We start from the raw sequence: 14,822 nt of genomic DNA on the forward strand, positions 1-14,822 counted from the left end.
ATGTATACTCATATTATCAATGCTGAGGTAAAGCAATGCTTTAATTATGTCTCTAGCATTACCCAATGCCTATGCATAACATTCGCTGCAATTCCACCATTTTGTATCTCCTCAGCCATCATCTGCATTTTGGGAGCAGTATGATCAAATATTTTGCGATATGATGTGCAGAGATAATTATGACGATACCGCTCTCCGGATATCGATAACACTCGATGTTTTGGACATCCACCATAACAAAGTGAATAGACCTCACATCGCTTGCATTGCTCGGTCAATTTCTGTGACTTTGCGGTACCAAATCTTTTTTGCATCTTGCCCGTAGCCATACTGACAAGTGAATGTAGATGGATATTGCCCAGTTTGTTGGCCGGATATACATAATGATCACAAGAATAAAGATCACCATTGGCCTCAATGACGATTGCCTGCCCACACTCTTTTGAGTGAATGCATAGAGAAGCGGGATATCCCATCCATACAGCTAATATACTGTCAAATATGCGAATAAAAACTTTACCAATATCAGCCCTACACCACTCATCAAATACATCATTCATAAAGCGACCATATCCATGTGCAGGCACAGAGAAATCCATTAATTTTGGATTTGGCATAGGTGTATAATGGCCATTATTATCAGCCTGACTAGCAGGTGACAACTCAACCAAAGGAATAAATTGCATGAAATTTGCCCCCAGTTTTTTCAGCGCAAGATAGGTGTCACGCCCCTTATCCCAATTTTTATCATTAATTACAGTCAGGGTGTTAAACTCTACGCCAAACTCCGTCAGTAATTCTATCGCATGCTGTACCCGCTCAAATGTTGGGTTACCATTCACTGAAACACGATATGCGTCGTGCACACTTTGTAGTCCATCTACTGACACACCAACCAAGAAATTATGCTTGGCAAAAAAATCGGCCCATTGGCGATTAATCCCGATCGCATTGGTTTGAAAGCTGTTGGTAATATGCTTTCCATCCGCATATTGCTGTTGATACGCAACCACATTGCGATAAAAATCCAAGCCTGCGAGAGTCGGTTCTCCCCCCTGCCATGAGAAGTCTATCTGCTGGCTATGTTGAGAGCGGATATATTCCCGGATGTAACGCTTCAGGGTCGCATCTGACATAGTCTGTGATGCAGTGGGACTATCCTGATGAATGGTGTGTTCTTTCTCCAGATAAAAACAGTACTCACACTTGAGATTACAGCGATAGCCTGTTGGCTTCGCCATCATATGAAATGCTGTTTGACTCTTTTGAATAATGCTCATTGATACCGATACTTTAAAAATTGAAGCTGTAACCGTAGTATACGAAACCATATGAAAGTATTTGTTGTGTCGACTCACAATTAACACAACGGGCAAAAAGAAAATGAAAACACATAAAAGAAAAAACCCAGCCAACTGAACTGGGTTTTCATATCATTGCGACTTATGTACGCCACGACACTATACGAGTTGCATCACCTCTGTGGCAGCAAGCAAAAATACGCCGGCACCATAGTCAATATTATGGTCTCGCTGAACATCACGGGGATTAAATGCAGGCAACTGCACCCAACCCATCATGCCATTTTCATGAATGCAACCGAGTAATGCTTGCCAGGATGAAAGTACAGATGGGAGGTACTCATCACGAGCCAGAATCCCCTGATTGATCCCCCAGGCCAAACCATAACAAAACAATGACGTTGCACTGCTTTCTGGAGCGGGGAAATGCTCCGGATCAAGCAAACTGGTACGCCAAAATCCATCCGGCTGTTGATAACGACATATTGTCTTGGCCAAGCCGCAAAACAGTGTCAAGTAACGTTCCCGTGAGGGATGGTCATCAGGCATTCGTGCTAGCAAGCGAGGGATACTGGCCAGTACCCAACCCACCCCTCGACTCCAGAAAACCAGCTCTCCATTTGCTTCACGCAACTCCCCCCCTTTTCCATCAGGGATATAGCGATGATCACGAAAGAAAAGGCCGGTTTGTGGATCAAATAAATGATCCACCGCATCCCAAAATGCAGGCTCCATATAATCCAGATACTTGTGATCACCTGTCAGTTGGGAGAGCCCAGCAAACACGGGGGGGGCCATAAATAAAGAGTCACACCACCACCAATCCTGACGGCCAGGAGCAGGTGACTCCAGCATCAAATCGAGGGCCTTGATGGTCGGCTCCAGCGCTTCAATCTGGTTGACCAATGGATAGACATCCAGGTAGGCCTGGCAGCACACGTGATCATCAGCAAATCGTGGGTTGGGGCCGGCCCGAAAGCCGGTATGCAGGGTGTAGTTCATCACCCCGTCCAGGTACTCCGTGTCATCCGTTGCTTGCCATGCATTCGCAACACAAGACCAAAATACCCCCCGCTCCCAATCTGTATCTTTAATAAATCGAACCTTGCCACTACGACGAATCACACTACGGGTCTGATGGGCCGCTTGATAGCGATATACACGCTTCATCGCTGCCAGCACCTCAGCTCTAGCTACTGATGACATAGTCAGCTCTCCTTATCAACGAGCCAGCCAGCCGCCATCAACGGCCAATGTGTAGCCGTTCACATAGTCACTGGCAGCAGATGCCAAGAATACCGCAGGGCCAGCCAGATCAGATGGTGCACCCCAACGATTCGCTGGGATCCGTTCCAATATTGCGTTGTTACGAGCCTCGTCTGCACGTAAAGCAGCTGTGTTATCTGTTGCCATATAGCCTGGCGCAATGGCATTAACATTAATGCCGTGATGAGCAAGTTCAGTGGCCAGAGCTCTCGTCAGACCCATTACCGCAGACTTACTGGCTGTATAGGAAGGAACTCTCACACCGCCCTGGAACGAGAGCATTGAGGCAATATTGATGATCTTGCCACCCCGACCTTGTTTAACAAATTGCTTGGCTACCGCCTGTGACAAGAAAAATACCGTCTTTTGGTTGATATTAATCACGTCATCCCAATCCTTATTTGTAAACTCGAGAATATCCTGACGGCGAATAATACCAGCATTATTCACTAGAATATCTACACCACCCATTACTTCGACAGCTTCTGAGACAATTGCACCCAGCAAGTCCTGTTGCATCAAATTTGCTGTGATGTAGTGAAATTTCCGGCCCATTGCTTCAATGGCTGCCTGTGTCTCAGCAGCAGGTTCGTAACCGACACCAACGATATCAGCCCCAGCCTGCGCAAGACCCAATGCCATGCCCTGTCCAAGACCGGTATTACAGCCGGTCACCATAGCGACTTTACCCATGAGATCAAACATGTTCATATTTCTTCCTGCGACAAGGCGGATTGGCTTGCGTCAAGCAACCCGCATAAATTAATTGGTAGGGTTTACTTCAAATCACTCATGGCAACATGATCCATATCGTGGAAAGTCTGGTTTTCACCGACCATGCCCCAAATGAAGGTGTAAGCCGAAGTACCGACACCAGAGTGGATAGACCAACTCGGACTGATTACCGCCTGTTCATTACGTACCACCAGATGCCGAGTCTCCTGAGGTTCCCCCATGTAGTGGAAAACTAGGTTGTTCTCACTCATATCAAAATAGAGATAAACCTCCATGCGGCGTTCGTGGGTATGACAAGGCATGGTATTCCACAGATTGCCTGGAGCGAGTTCTGTCATTCCCATCAGCAACTGGCAAGTCGGCAGTACCGAAGGATGCAAGTATTTATAGATGGTGCGAACGTTACAATTTCCCTGACTTCCCAAAGATTCCGGAGCAGCCTCTTCACGAGAAATTTTGCGTGTCGGATAAGCATGATGAGCCGGAGCACAATTAAGATAAAAACGTGCAGGATGCTCCGGTTTTACGCTAGAAAATACAATTTCACGCGCCCCCATGCCAACATAGAGAGCCTCACGAGCACCAATCTCAAAAGTCTTACCATCAACAGTCACCAAACCTGGCTCACCGATGTTGATCACACCCAACTCACGACGTTGTAGAAAGAACTCAACCCCGATCTCCTTCCCACCTTCCAGGGAAAGAGGCTCACCAAGCGGTACAGCGGCACCAACGATGATACGGTCTATGTGACTATAGGTAAGATTGATTTTATTCTGCTGGAACATCTCTTCGATCAGAAAATAGCGACGCAGGCCACTTGTATCTAAGTGTTTCGCATGTTCACTGTGTATGGGTTGACGATTTTCCATTTTAAAACCTCAAGTTATAACCACAGCCACTGACATCGATGAAAATAACTAGCCATCAGTGCATTACTGACTGTTCATTCATGACAAAGAAGTCGTGAAAACTAATTCCTTATAATGCAGGGGCAAACACCTTATAAGACTCCCACGTAATAATGAATGAAGAGCATTATTAAAGACCCTCTTCCTCACTAATGCACTCCTCAACAATGGCAGCCTCCAGTGCCTTTCTCATATCCTGAATTGTACTTTTACCAATATCTTGAAGAATATCGACCAGCTCATGCAATGATGCACCGTCACGTTCAAATGCGGCATTTGCAATCATTGGTAAGTTAACCCCAGACAATACCTCTACCTGATCAGAATCCATTAAAATGACGGATGCTCGATTTGCTGGTGAACCGCCAGGAATATCTGTTAAAAACAGTACGCCATCGTCAGAGTTAACTTCCTGAGCTGCATTTCTCAGAGCAGTCTCCAAATCATCCGTCGACATGGACTCGACAAAGTCTACGAAGCGCATCTGCTCCGGCTCCCCCACAATCGCTTTCATTGCAGACTGCATTCCGGATGCAAAGTTGATATGTCCAGACACTACAATACCGATCATGTAATTTATCCCTCTTAAATAGGTGGGGGATATCCCACCCCATTAGTATTTATCAGCGTATTTAAATAATCCCAAGGTAATGCCCGACTACCCCAGCGGCCAAGGTTGAGAAAATAAGCACTGGTGGCTTCGCCCAGAACCCGGTCCCCTTAACCATCTTGAACATAAAAAATACCAATGCTAACGGCAATAGATTAGGCATGATTTTGTCAAACAACGAAGCTTGAAGCTCTACCGTTTTACCACCGAGCTCTAAGGATGCTGTCGTCTGTAACTTGATAAATGTTGCCGATAGTGCGCCGATTACGAAAATACCCATGATATTGGCAGCTTTTGCCAACTTTTCTGTTGCATCACTCATGTTTACCATCGCTGCAGTACCAGCACGGTATCCCATGAACATCAAACCAAAATAAACAAAAAAGTGCACAATCTGATACAGCAGGAAGAAAACAAACGGACCAGCAATCGATCCTTCAATGGCAATCGACGCCCCCAGTGCTAATGTCAATGGCATCAACGTCATGTGGTCGATCGCATCGCCAATACCACCGGTAGGGCCCATACCAGCCACTTTCATTACGTTGACAGTAGACGGTTTTTCTTTATTCTCTTCCATTGCGATAGCTGTACCTAGCAGGAAGGTAAATAATTTCGGACTTGCATTGAAGAACTGCAGATGATTTTTCAATGCTTTGGCTAGATCATTTCTATTATTACCATGAATCTTTTTTAAAGCAGGAATAATGGAGTACGCAAAACCACCACCCTGCATTCGTTCAAAGTTGAAGTTGCCCTCCATAAACAAGCCACGTAAAGAACAGATCCACAAATCTTTCTTGGTGATGACTTTACGTACAGCGGTATCTTCATAAGCATCGATATTATCTACCAATGAATGATTTTTTACTTGAGATGCCTCGACATTGTTCCTCAGTGGAGACATTGTAATATCAGATGCCATCTTCAAATTCCTCTGCTTGCTTGTTTGAGTTGGTATTTCCACTAAAGAAGTAATAAAGTGCTGCGGCAGATGCGCCCAAGATTGCAACAGCCATGATTGGCAACTTCAAGTAGGTTGTCATTACAAAACCGATAAAAAACACCCCTGCAACTTCTTTGGACCACATGATTTTTAGCAGCATGGCGAAACCAATCGCCGGCACCATTTTGGCACCGATGCCCAACCCTTCAAGTAATACTGTTGGTGCATTTTCATCTATCCAGGCGGCACCGTGCTCCCCAAAATAGACTGTCATAAATGCAATGACAGCGTAGAGCATGGAGCGTAGTGAGATTGTCGCTATCAATAATCGATCGATACCAGATGCATCAGCCTGTTCAGCGTAACGATCCACCTTGCCCATAGTGAAAGAAGTCAATGCAAAGAAACCAATCACTAGCATCTGCATCAGGACTGCGATGGGCATCCCGACACCCATAGCCACTTCTGCGGATTGACCAGTCATCACAGCAAATGCGACTGCTGCGATGGTGCCCATTGTGACATCAGGTGGCTGAGCACCTGCGTTAGGTACCAATCCTAACCAAGCTAACTCCAGAGTAGCCCCCGCAACCAAGCCAATTTGCATATCCCCCATAATCAATCCAACTACCGGACCGGTTATAATCGGGCGGTGGATATTTAGTGCGACATCATATTTATCGATACCACAAAAAAATGCCCATATTGCGACAAGCATAGCTTCGAAAAACATGCTTAATTCCTTTTTTAAAGTAAATGTAAATATATCTTATTTTTTAATGTCAGGCGGCGCCGTTAACCAGTTCAAAGATATCCAATGCGTTTTGATCAGGTGTATTTTGAACCGTGCAACATACCCCCTTTTGGGTCATACTCTCAAATGCTTTAATATCATTATCATCAACAGACACTGTTTTTGCGATTTGCTTCTTGCCTTCATGATAATGCATATTCCCGATATTGCAGTGGGTGATCGGAACCCCTCCCTCTACCAAACGAGCAACATCTGTCGGGTTATTACAAAGAATAAATATTCGCTGTTTATCTGATGCATTATGAATCACATCAATTGTCTTTTTAATAGTAAAAAATCTAACTGCATATTCTCCACCTGCGGAAGCTTTCATACCAGCTTGCATAAAGGCAGCATTGGGGCCTTCTGCTGCATCATCATTAGCAACAAGAATCAGATTCGCCTCTGTGTGTTTACCCCATGTGATACGAATTTGTCCGTGTAACAAACGTTCATCAATCCTAGTCCATACAATATTTGGAGTTGTCATATATTTCATTCCTATGTTATAGGCATACCGGCATATATGCAGGCAACACACTAAGCCATCTGATTAAATTAACTAGCAACATCATTATGCTTGCAGGCACATACCTGATGTCGTTATTCGTCCCCGCCGCACTAACTGTGTTTTACTTAGCTTAACGCCAGTCCAGACATTAATAAATTGAAAGAAAACGAAAATGAGATCGCTTTCACGAAGTTAATAAAAAGACATCGAAAGAAGGAAGCCTCCCCAATGCTTTTTCTAACTGGTTAATTTCTTCTATAAGAATGCATCTCACTTGCGGCTAGTAAACAGATGAATCCAGCTCATTGCAGTACGTTAATAGACGTCAACAAACGGATATACATCGCAGGCAATAGATAACCTATCCAAATCAAATACGGTTCTCACTCATACACATACGGATTTTCGCCTCGACTACTTCCTCCATGGCGGCCATGGCGGGCACCAGATACTGGCGCGGGTCGCTGGCATCCGGATGGGAGCCAAGGAAGGCTTTCATCGCATCGGCGAAGGCGATCTTCAGTTCGGTCGCAACGTTGACCTTGCAGATCCCGAGTTCGATGCAGCGGCGCACATCGGCCTCCGGTACGCCGGAGGCGCCGTGCAGCACCAGCGGAATATCTACCTGCTCGCGAATGGCGGCGAGGCGTGCAAAGTCCAGACGGGGCTCCTCCTTGTAGAGGCCGTGTGCGGTACCGATGGCCACGGCCAGCGAGTCGATACCGGTACGGCGGACAAACTCGGCCGCCTTCAGCGGATCGGTAAATTTGGCATTTGCGGCATCGACAATGAGGTCATCTTCCTGACCACCCAGCTGGCCCAGTTCCGCTTCAACGCTGGCGCCCATGCGATGGCAGAAAGTGACCACACTGCGTACTTTCTCGATGTTCTCTTCAAACGGAAAGTGCGAGGCATCGATCATGGCCGAGCGAATGCCCGCTTCGACCTTGTTGTGGATGTCCTGCTCGTCTTCGTGGTGATCCAGATGCAGCACCAGCGGGATGCGGTACTCATGAGCAGCTGCCTGACAGATGGAGACCAGATATTCGACCCCGGCATGGCGATAGGTGCCCGGGGTGCCAGCCAAGATCACCGGAGAGCGCATGCGAGCGGCGGTGCGAGCCACCACCTGCACGGTTTCCAGGTTGTGGATGTTGAAAGCCGGTACGGCGTAGCCACGGCGCTGGGCATCTTTGAGCATTTCATGGGAAGAGATCAGATACATAGTGACTCCTGAGCGTCCTGATTGACGCGAGATCCTGAGAAAAGGGAGGAAAAGTTGGTCGGATTTATCTCCCGGCCAGCCACCCAGATGTGTTGTTGATTGAGTTCAGTGGTGAGGGCGAGCAGGTTGGCCTGTTTGCCAACTGCCAGTGAACCGAGACGATCGGCAATGCCGAGCATCTTTGCTGGTGCCAGCGAGGCCATTGCGATGGCTTCATCGAGCGGCACATCCGCCAGCTGCACCATGTTGCGTACGGCGCCAAGCAGGGTGAGGGTGCTGCCCGCCAGACCGCCGGTTTCAGTGCGTACCACGCCGTTTTTCATCTCGACCCGATAGTTGCCAAGCAGATAGTGACCGTCGGGCATACCGGCAGCGCGCATCGCATCGGTGACCAAGAGCAGGCGCTGGCCAGCGCAGCAGTGACAGAGCTTGAGCACGCTCGGGTGTAGATGATGGCCATCGGCGATCAGCTCCAGCCAGGCTGCGGGATGGACAAGGCCCGCACCGACCATGCCGGGTTCGCGGTGGTGCAGGCCGCGCATGCCGTTAAAGCAGTGCACCAGCCCGGAGGCGCCTGCCGCCAGTGCCGCCATAGTGGTGTCGTGATCCGCCGCCGAGTGACCCAGCATTACCCGCACGCCGTTTGCGGCAAGATGGTGAATGGCCGCGATGGCGTTGGGCTTTTCCGGTGCCAGCGCGACCACCTTCAGGCTGCCGCGCGCCAGCTGTTGCAGGTGGGTCAGTTCGGCAATATCCAGCTCCCGAAACAGCGCCTGATCGTGGGCGCCCTTGTTGTCCGGAGTGAAGTAGGGCCCTTCGAGATAGCAGCCGAGCAGCTCGGCGCCCGGCATGCCGCGGGCAACGCTATCGGCAATGCGAGCAAGGGCTTGCTCTATCTCGGGGAGTGGGGCGGTGACCGTGGTGGCAAGAAAAGCACCGACTCCTTCTGCCGCCTTGGCCATCGACAAGGTAGCCAAGGCATTGCCATCGCTATCCATGACATCGACGCCAGCTCCGCCGTGGACATGACCGTCGATCAGCGCAGGCACCAGCAGCTCGACATCAAACCCCATATTTTCTTGAGAGAGAGAGCCTATCGCCGTTATCCAGCCATTCTCATGCTCTAGCCAGCAGGCCTCTCGCCAACCTGTTTCGGTTAACAGATGGCGCGCCCTGATCCGCTCGACCATTAAAGATCCTCCCCTGTCGGGTAATTAATGCCATCATTCCTGACACCGCCTGAATAAAGCTTTCCCAACTCTGAACGCATAGAGTGGGTCCATGCTCCTGTGAATTGGAACCAGTTCACAGATGGATAACTTTGCTTCAGTAAACTGTTGCACATGACGGTTTACTCAAGTTCTGCTCGGGATACGGATAGATTGTGACCCCCTGCACGACTCGATTAACACGACCGCTCGGGCATGGATTATCCGGATTGATACCAAGCATCATGGATGTATGGAATGCGTAGAACTGGGCATAAAGCAGGTAACAAAATGCCAGCTCTGCATCATCGCCGCGCTGAGTCTGTGGAAGGTAAATATATTCACCAGCCTCAATCCGATTGTCAGGAATATCGGCCAGGGCAACAACTCGTGCAGCAACACCATCACGACGCAGCTCATTTAACAAATCAAGGTCATATTGTCGTGTATAGGGATCATTGGAGATCATCTGCACGATTAAAGTATTGCTATCGACCACTGATTTTGGTCCGTGACGAAATCCGGTAGGAGAATCGAACATGGCAATCAACCGCCCACTGGTCAGCTCCAGCAACTTAAGCGCTGCTTCTTGTGCAACACCCTGCAGACTGCCACTACCAAGATAGATAACTCGTTGTGGGAGTGGTTCATTCCATGCAGGCACCGTTTGAACGACCTGTTTCAGGATGGCCTCACTGACGCCTGCCAGTGAAGTGCAAGCATGCTGGTTGAACCGTTTCGGCAAAAATACAGTCAAGCAGGTCAACATCATGCTGGTGAGACTACTTGTCATGGCAAAACTACGATCATTGGTCTGAGGCGGCATCAACAGTGCCAGTGATCGACCCTCCTTCTGACAACGCTGATATAGTTTCCCTTCAGCATTGCAAGTGAGAACCAAGTGGTAACATTTGCTTACCAAACTGCTAGCCAAATCAACAGCTGCCACACTTTCAGGACTGTTTCCCGAACGGGCAAACGAAACAAGTAACGTCGGGGTATCTTGGTCCAGATACTCTTTTGGATCAGTAACAATATCTGTGCTGGGGATCGACTCCACTCTACCGTTAAGACGTGCCGATAAATAAGGGGCCAACGCACGCCCCGCAAAAGCAGATGTCCCTGCGCCGGTCAGAATAATTCGCAGATTACCTTGCATTAGTAAGGGAGTAATAAACTGATCTATGGCGTTTCTTTCCTTATCGACCATGCCTAATGTTTCTAACCATGTCGCAGGCTGTTGTTGAATTTCACTCGCAGTAGCAATTCCTTTGGCTGCGATTAATGTTTCTTTTTCATAACCAAGAATCATGACTGTAATACCTCACATAGCCATTTCAGGCTGGGGACAGCAAGCCCGAGAATAGTGCCGCAGCACTTCCTGAACCTGATCAAGAATCAGACTGTGGGGATCTGCAGAAAGCAGCCCCTCACGCACTTTTTGATATTGGATTGGTAGATACTGACTCAGCAGTGGCAATGGAATTTGCTCTTGTTCAAGATTGGCCAACAGACAGGCATACGCTTCATCTACCCGCTGCTCAGGCCAGTAGTAACGAATCCGATCCGAATAGCTGTAACCTCGAGCCAGACGTCTGTCATTAGGACTCCCCTGATAGTGGCTTTGCCAATATCCAGGCTGCTCCAACATGGTCTGCTCGAGCACATCACGTAGTCTTGAACAAGCACTAGCAGTCACTAATTCCGATTCAATAGCAGCCAATGAGAACAACGCTTCACGCAAAGCAAACGTGAGTGCAGGCCCGACCTTGAGAATTGCAAAGTGATCACGTACTAACTGCTGGTAAGCCTGAGGTGTTTGATAATCCGTCGAGTGGGCTTCAAACACCATGTGGGGGTATTCCTTGATCATCAGACTCAAGCCAATAGCCTTGCCACTTTGATAATCAACCACTCTCGTATGATCAAATTCAACGCCCGGCTGCACGACTAACGCAATGACCCGTGACCATACATCCCCCAAACCTTGACGAGTAAAGGCCGCTCGATGTGCTTCCAATGTATAACGCGCAGCCTGAGGTGTTGTTACCGCAAGTTCTGAGAGATCTTCATGCGCCCCACCAGGAACGGGGACTTCGGTGCCAATTACATAAATCAGGTCGCAGCGCCCAAACTTCTCGTAACAAGTACGCTCAGCGACTACCGCAAGCCTAGCTGCACGTTCGGCAACCACTTCATCACTGAGTGATAAAGGGTCATCGGAACAAGCCATACTGCAGTCAAGATGGATTTTTTTGAAACCTGCCGCCACATATGTGGCAATAAGCGTTTCTGCATGTGCCATGGCTTCGGAAGCAGAAAGTCCCTGCCATCGATTTGGACCCAAGTGATCGCCACCAAGGATCACCATCTCACGCTCAACACCACAGCGATCTGCCAACTGGTATAAACGTTCGCGAAAATCTGCAGGTGTCATACCGGTATAGCCACCAAATTGATCCACTTGATTAGAGGTGGCCTCTACCAGCAGAACGTTTCCTTCTATCTTAGCCAGCGTTAATGCAGCTTCCAGCACTAACGGGTGAGCAGAACATACCGAGGTGATGCCAACTGCTTCCCCATTCTTGTTTCTTTCTATTAACTGAGCGATACCTTTCACTTCTCCTCCAAGGCCATCGAAAAACTAGCAGTGACATTTCATTTCTTTTCTAAAAAGATAAACCTGACGAAAACGAAATGAAATGAAATGACATGTTTTTTATGAGCCAGATCACGAAAAACAAAAGGAAAAGAAAGGGCTTTGACAGAAGTGATTTTTTTGTCACAAAGCGCAAGGCCAAGACTTGATTTGGATTGTCCACTAAGCGTTAATACGCAAAATGCAATAAAGTGAAAGTCCATGTGCAGACAGGACAACTAATACGGACAGAGCGGAATAATGCAAATTACCGAGAAAAGTACTATCGGCACCAGTGAACGCCGTGAGCGTATCATCCAGCAACTACGTAGCCATGGCAGCGTACAAGTCAATGACTTATCAGCACAGTTTCAGGTATCTACCGTCACCATTCGCAACGATCTGGCATTCTTGGAAAAACAAGGGATTGCTGTACGCGCCTACGGGGGCGCTCTGTTGTGTGAACCCAATCAGGCCGTCCCCGAGCGAACCATTGCCGACAAAAGTGTGCTCAACACGCCGGTCAAACAGCGGATCGGCGCGCTGGCAGCCACACTGGTACAACCCGGGAGTCGACTTATCCTCGACTCGGGCACCACGACGCTGGAGGTGGCTCGTCATCTGCGCGAACATCAGGAGATCCTGGTGATGACCAACGGCATGAACGTGGCCAATGAACTGCTAGAGGCGGATGGGATCGAGCTGCTGATGACCGGCGGCCACCTGCGCCGCAAATCACTCTCGTTCTATGGGGCACAGGCCGAGCAATCCCTGCAAAACTATCATTTTGACCTGCTGTTTCTCGGGGTGGATGGCATCGACCTAGAACGCGGTGTTAGTACCCATCACGAGGATGAGGCGCGCCTTAACCGTTGCATGTGCCAGGTTGCAAAAAAAATCATTGTAGTCACCGACTCCAGCAAATTTTTCCGCTCCAGCCTACACAGGATCATTAATATTCAGCGAATTCATACTCTAATCACCGATGATGCCCTGCCACCAGAACTACTAACAGGTTTGCATGATGCCGGGATCGAGGTTCTGCTGGTACCGGCGGATCCCCACTGATCAAAGCAGCATTACTTTAGCCTCCAAACACCACGGTCAGGGTCATACCGATACTCATACGGTCACCTCTGGCGAGTAACCGTAAACCGGGATAGCCGGCTAGGTGATGGCCATTTGCGACTTGGCTCTGGGGCTTCAGACAGACGAAGCAACTCCCCTCATCGGGCTGGTAAAGCATCAGGATGTAGTGGTCAACTAAATCCGGACACTTGGTTAGGCCGTTCTTCGGCTTTTGCTGGCGGTATCCCATTATTGTGGTGATGTGGACGCCGCCAGTTGTAGTAATCCATCAGGTAATAACTGATATCCCGCTTTGCCTCCCGCACGCTCATGTATCCCATAGCCGGGAGCCACTCTGACTTCAGGCTTCTGAACAATCGCTCCATCGGGGCGTTATCCCAGCAGTTTCCACGCCGACTCATGCTCTGGGTCATGCGATAGCGCCACAGTCGTTGCCGAAATGACCGACTGCCATATTGGCTGCCCTGGTCGGAGTGAAACAGCACGCCAGATGGGCAACCTCGTTGCTGATATGCCATTTCCAGTGCTTTTATTGCCAATTCTGCATCAGGTTTATCAGACATCGCCCATCCCACGACTCGCCGGGTATGCAGATCAAGAACCGCTGCCAGGTAATACCAACGGCCACCTGCCAAGACGTAGGTGACACACCTGATTGGGTTGATGGACCTCAAATTCGCGGGCCAGCAGATTGGGAATGTCCGGTCGTTCAGACCGAGCGACCTGATAGCGATGAGTGCCCGGTTGCTTGGATACCAGACCGGCTTCCTTCATCAGGTTACGTACTTTGAATCGACCAATCTGATACCCCAACTCCCGCATCATCGACATCAAGGCACGGCTGCCTGCCGAGTTCCGGCTCACTTTGAACAAACGGCGCAACTCAGAGCGATGCTGCATGCGCTCACGGTTAATCGTCCGCCTGCGAGCCAGATAGTCGTAAAAACAGGATGTTGGAACATCGAAAGCGCAGCAGACCAGGGTGATGGGGGCTTGCTCCCTTAATCGGTCTATCAGCGCGTACGTGTGAAGTCGTCCGACATCAAGAGAGCCGTAGCCTTTTTTAGAATGACCTTTTCACGTTCGAGTCGGTTGATACGGGCTTCCAGCTCCTGGATTTTCTGCTGCTCAGGAGTTAGCGCTTTGCTGATTGGGGTTGTGCCACTGCGTTCGGATTGAAGCTGCTGAACCCAGCGACGGAGCACGGTTTCACCGACGTCCAGTGAACGGCTGGCTTCGGGGACTGAATATCCCTGGTCGAGCACCAGGGATGCGGCTTCGAGTTTGAATGCGGCAGTAAATGAGCGACGTAATCTTGTCATTGAACACCTCAGGTCATGGTGGCGACTGTACCACCTAAAATGGTGTCCGGGATGATTAGACCACTACACCCTTATGCGCTCGATACTCCCACTATTCCTACTATGAAGCCGTGAAAGATGAAGTAATCCGGTGATAGAGAAGAGGTACTTTACCCCTCACGCCTCTCAAGACATGCAGCCCCCATCTGATTACTATCCCCTATAGCCAGTATGCTCATGGGGTTGTATTGACTCTTGCAGAGGGGGCCATTTGTCATATTTTCTGTG

13 protein-coding genes and 1 pseudogene are annotated in these 14,822 nt (G+C 49.0%); 1 reads left to right on the plus strand and 13 read right to left on the minus strand.

Going from position 1 to position 14,822, the window contains the following annotated elements:
- Positions 1 to 44: 44 nt before the first annotated feature.
- From I6L44_RS10410 to kbaZ, 12 genes are all read right to left on the minus strand, one after another.
- Positions 45 to 1,280 (minus strand): anaerobic sulfatase maturase, encoded by a 1,236-nt coding sequence (locus I6L44_RS10410; RefSeq protein WP_216951759.1) that lies wholly within the window; start codon positions 1,278 to 1,280, stop codon positions 45 to 47.
- A 180-nt stretch (positions 1,281 to 1,460) separates the two neighbouring features.
- Positions 1,461 to 2,507: a glycoside hydrolase family 105 protein gene (locus I6L44_RS10415; protein ID WP_216951760.1), complete on the minus strand. Its 1,047-nt coding sequence runs from the start codon at positions 2,505 to 2,507 to the stop codon at positions 1,461 to 1,463.
- Positions 2,508 to 2,522: 15 nt separating this feature from the next.
- Positions 2,523 to 3,278: a 2-dehydro-3-deoxy-D-gluconate 5-dehydrogenase KduD gene (gene kduD / locus I6L44_RS10420; protein ID WP_213393752.1), complete on the minus strand. Its 756-nt coding sequence runs from the start codon at positions 3,276 to 3,278 to the stop codon at positions 2,523 to 2,525.
- Positions 3,279 to 3,343: 65 nt separating this feature from the next.
- Positions 3,344 to 4,174 carry a 5-dehydro-4-deoxy-D-glucuronate isomerase gene (kduI, locus tag I6L44_RS10425; protein WP_216951761.1) on the minus strand — a complete coding sequence of 277 codons (831 nt, stop codon included), beginning with the start codon at positions 4,172 to 4,174 and terminating at the stop codon, positions 3,344 to 3,346.
- 169 nt (positions 4,175 to 4,343) lie between these two features.
- On the minus strand, positions 4,344 to 4,784 hold the full coding sequence (agaF, locus tag I6L44_RS10430; RefSeq protein ID WP_167566946.1) for a PTS galactosamine/N-acetylgalactosamine transporter subunit IIA: 441 nt from the start codon (positions 4,782 to 4,784) through the stop codon (positions 4,344 to 4,346).
- A 61-nt stretch (positions 4,785 to 4,845) separates the two neighbouring features.
- Positions 4,846 to 5,748, minus strand: coding sequence for a PTS system mannose/fructose/sorbose family transporter subunit IID (locus tag I6L44_RS10435; RefSeq protein ID WP_216951762.1), 903 nt, complete (start codon positions 5,746 to 5,748; stop codon positions 4,846 to 4,848).
- The gene (agaW, locus tag I6L44_RS10440; protein ID WP_216951763.1) at positions 5,738 to 6,502 is read right to left on the minus strand and encodes a PTS N-acetylgalactosamine transporter subunit IIC; all 765 of its coding nucleotides are present in this window, start codon (positions 6,500 to 6,502) and stop codon (positions 5,738 to 5,740) included. The genes I6L44_RS10435 and agaW overlap by 11 nt, the downstream gene beginning before the upstream one ends.
- Positions 6,503 to 6,551: 49 nt before the next feature.
- A complete protein-coding gene (gene agaV, locus I6L44_RS10445; RefSeq protein ID WP_216951764.1) occupies positions 6,552 to 7,052 on the minus strand; it encodes a PTS N-acetylgalactosamine transporter subunit IIB in 501 nt (166 codons plus the stop codon).
- 391 nt (positions 7,053 to 7,443) lie between these two features.
- Positions 7,444 to 8,298 carry a tagatose bisphosphate family class II aldolase gene (locus I6L44_RS10450; RefSeq protein WP_216951765.1) on the minus strand — a complete coding sequence of 285 codons (855 nt, stop codon included), beginning with the start codon at positions 8,296 to 8,298 and terminating at the stop codon, positions 7,444 to 7,446.
- Positions 8,289 to 9,488, minus strand: coding sequence for an N-acetylglucosamine-6-phosphate deacetylase (gene nagA / locus I6L44_RS10455; RefSeq protein ID WP_216951766.1), 1,200 nt, complete (start codon positions 9,486 to 9,488; stop codon positions 8,289 to 8,291). Before nagA ends, I6L44_RS10450 begins: the two co-directional genes overlap by 10 nt.
- 136 nt (positions 9,489 to 9,624) lie before the next feature.
- On the minus strand, positions 9,625 to 10,818 hold the full coding sequence (locus I6L44_RS10460; protein ID WP_216951767.1) for an SIS domain-containing protein: 1,194 nt from the start codon (positions 10,816 to 10,818) through the stop codon (positions 9,625 to 9,627).
- A gap of 12 nt (positions 10,819 to 10,830) precedes the next feature.
- The gene (gene kbaZ / locus I6L44_RS10465; RefSeq protein WP_216951768.1) at positions 10,831 to 12,126 is read right to left on the minus strand and encodes a tagatose-bisphosphate aldolase subunit KbaZ; all 1,296 of its coding nucleotides are present in this window, start codon (positions 12,124 to 12,126) and stop codon (positions 10,831 to 10,833) included.
- A gap of 279 nt (positions 12,127 to 12,405) precedes the next feature.
- Between kbaZ and I6L44_RS10470 the strand changes: the two genes are divergently transcribed.
- The gene (locus tag I6L44_RS10470; RefSeq protein ID WP_216951769.1) at positions 12,406 to 13,212 is read left to right on the plus strand and encodes a DeoR family transcriptional regulator; all 807 of its coding nucleotides are present in this window, start codon (positions 12,406 to 12,408) and stop codon (positions 13,210 to 13,212) included.
- Positions 13,213 to 13,403: 191 nt separating this feature from the next.
- On the opposite strand, the pseudogene I6L44_RS10475 reads toward I6L44_RS10470, so the two are convergent.
- Positions 13,404 to 14,555, minus strand: a pseudogene (locus I6L44_RS10475) (IS3 family transposase).
- Positions 14,556 to 14,822: the final 267 nt, after the last annotated feature.

The sequence above is a fragment of the Aeromonas sp. FDAARGOS 1414 genome (genome assembly GCF_019047065.1).
GTDB lineage: Bacteria > Pseudomonadota > Gammaproteobacteria > Enterobacterales > Aeromonadaceae > Aeromonas > Aeromonas veronii_A.

What these genes read in the sequence shown, in the direction of transcription:
- I6L44_RS10435 (WP_216951762.1), bottom strand. Translation starts at nt 5,748, where the DNA reads ATGGCATCTGATATTACAATGTCTCCACTGAGGAACAATGTCGAGGCA.
- I6L44_RS10415 (WP_216951760.1), bottom strand. Translation starts at nt 2,507, where the DNA reads ATGTCATCAGTAGCTAGAGCTGAGGTGCTGGCAGCGATGAAGCGTGTA.
- agaW (WP_216951763.1), bottom strand. Translation starts at nt 6,502, where the DNA reads ATGTTTTTCGAAGCTATGCTTGTCGCAATATGGGCATTTTTTTGTGGT.
- I6L44_RS10460 (WP_216951767.1), bottom strand. Translation starts at nt 10,818, where the DNA reads ATGATTCTTGGTTATGAAAAAGAAACATTAATCGCAGCCAAAGGAATT.
- I6L44_RS10450 (WP_216951765.1), bottom strand. Translation starts at nt 8,298, where the DNA reads ATGTATCTGATCTCTTCCCATGAAATGCTCAAAGATGCCCAGCGCCGT.
- agaV (WP_216951764.1), bottom strand. Translation starts at nt 7,052, where the DNA reads ATGACAACTCCAAATATTGTATGGACTAGGATTGATGAACGTTTGTTA.
- I6L44_RS10410 (WP_216951759.1), bottom strand. Translation starts at nt 1,280, where the DNA reads ATGAGCATTATTCAAAAGAGTCAAACAGCATTTCATATGATGGCGAAG.
- nagA (WP_216951766.1), bottom strand. Translation starts at nt 9,488, where the DNA reads ATGGTCGAGCGGATCAGGGCGCGCCATCTGTTAACCGAAACAGGTTGG.
- kduD (WP_213393752.1), bottom strand. Translation starts at nt 3,278, where the DNA reads ATGAACATGTTTGATCTCATGGGTAAAGTCGCTATGGTGACCGGCTGT.
- I6L44_RS10470 (WP_216951769.1), top strand. Translation starts at nt 12,406, where the DNA reads ATGCAAATTACCGAGAAAAGTACTATCGGCACCAGTGAACGCCGTGAG.
- agaF (WP_167566946.1), bottom strand. Translation starts at nt 4,784, where the DNA reads ATGATCGGTATTGTAGTGTCTGGACATATCAACTTTGCATCCGGAATG.
- kduI (WP_216951761.1), bottom strand. Translation starts at nt 4,174, where the DNA reads ATGGAAAATCGTCAACCCATACACAGTGAACATGCGAAACACTTAGAT.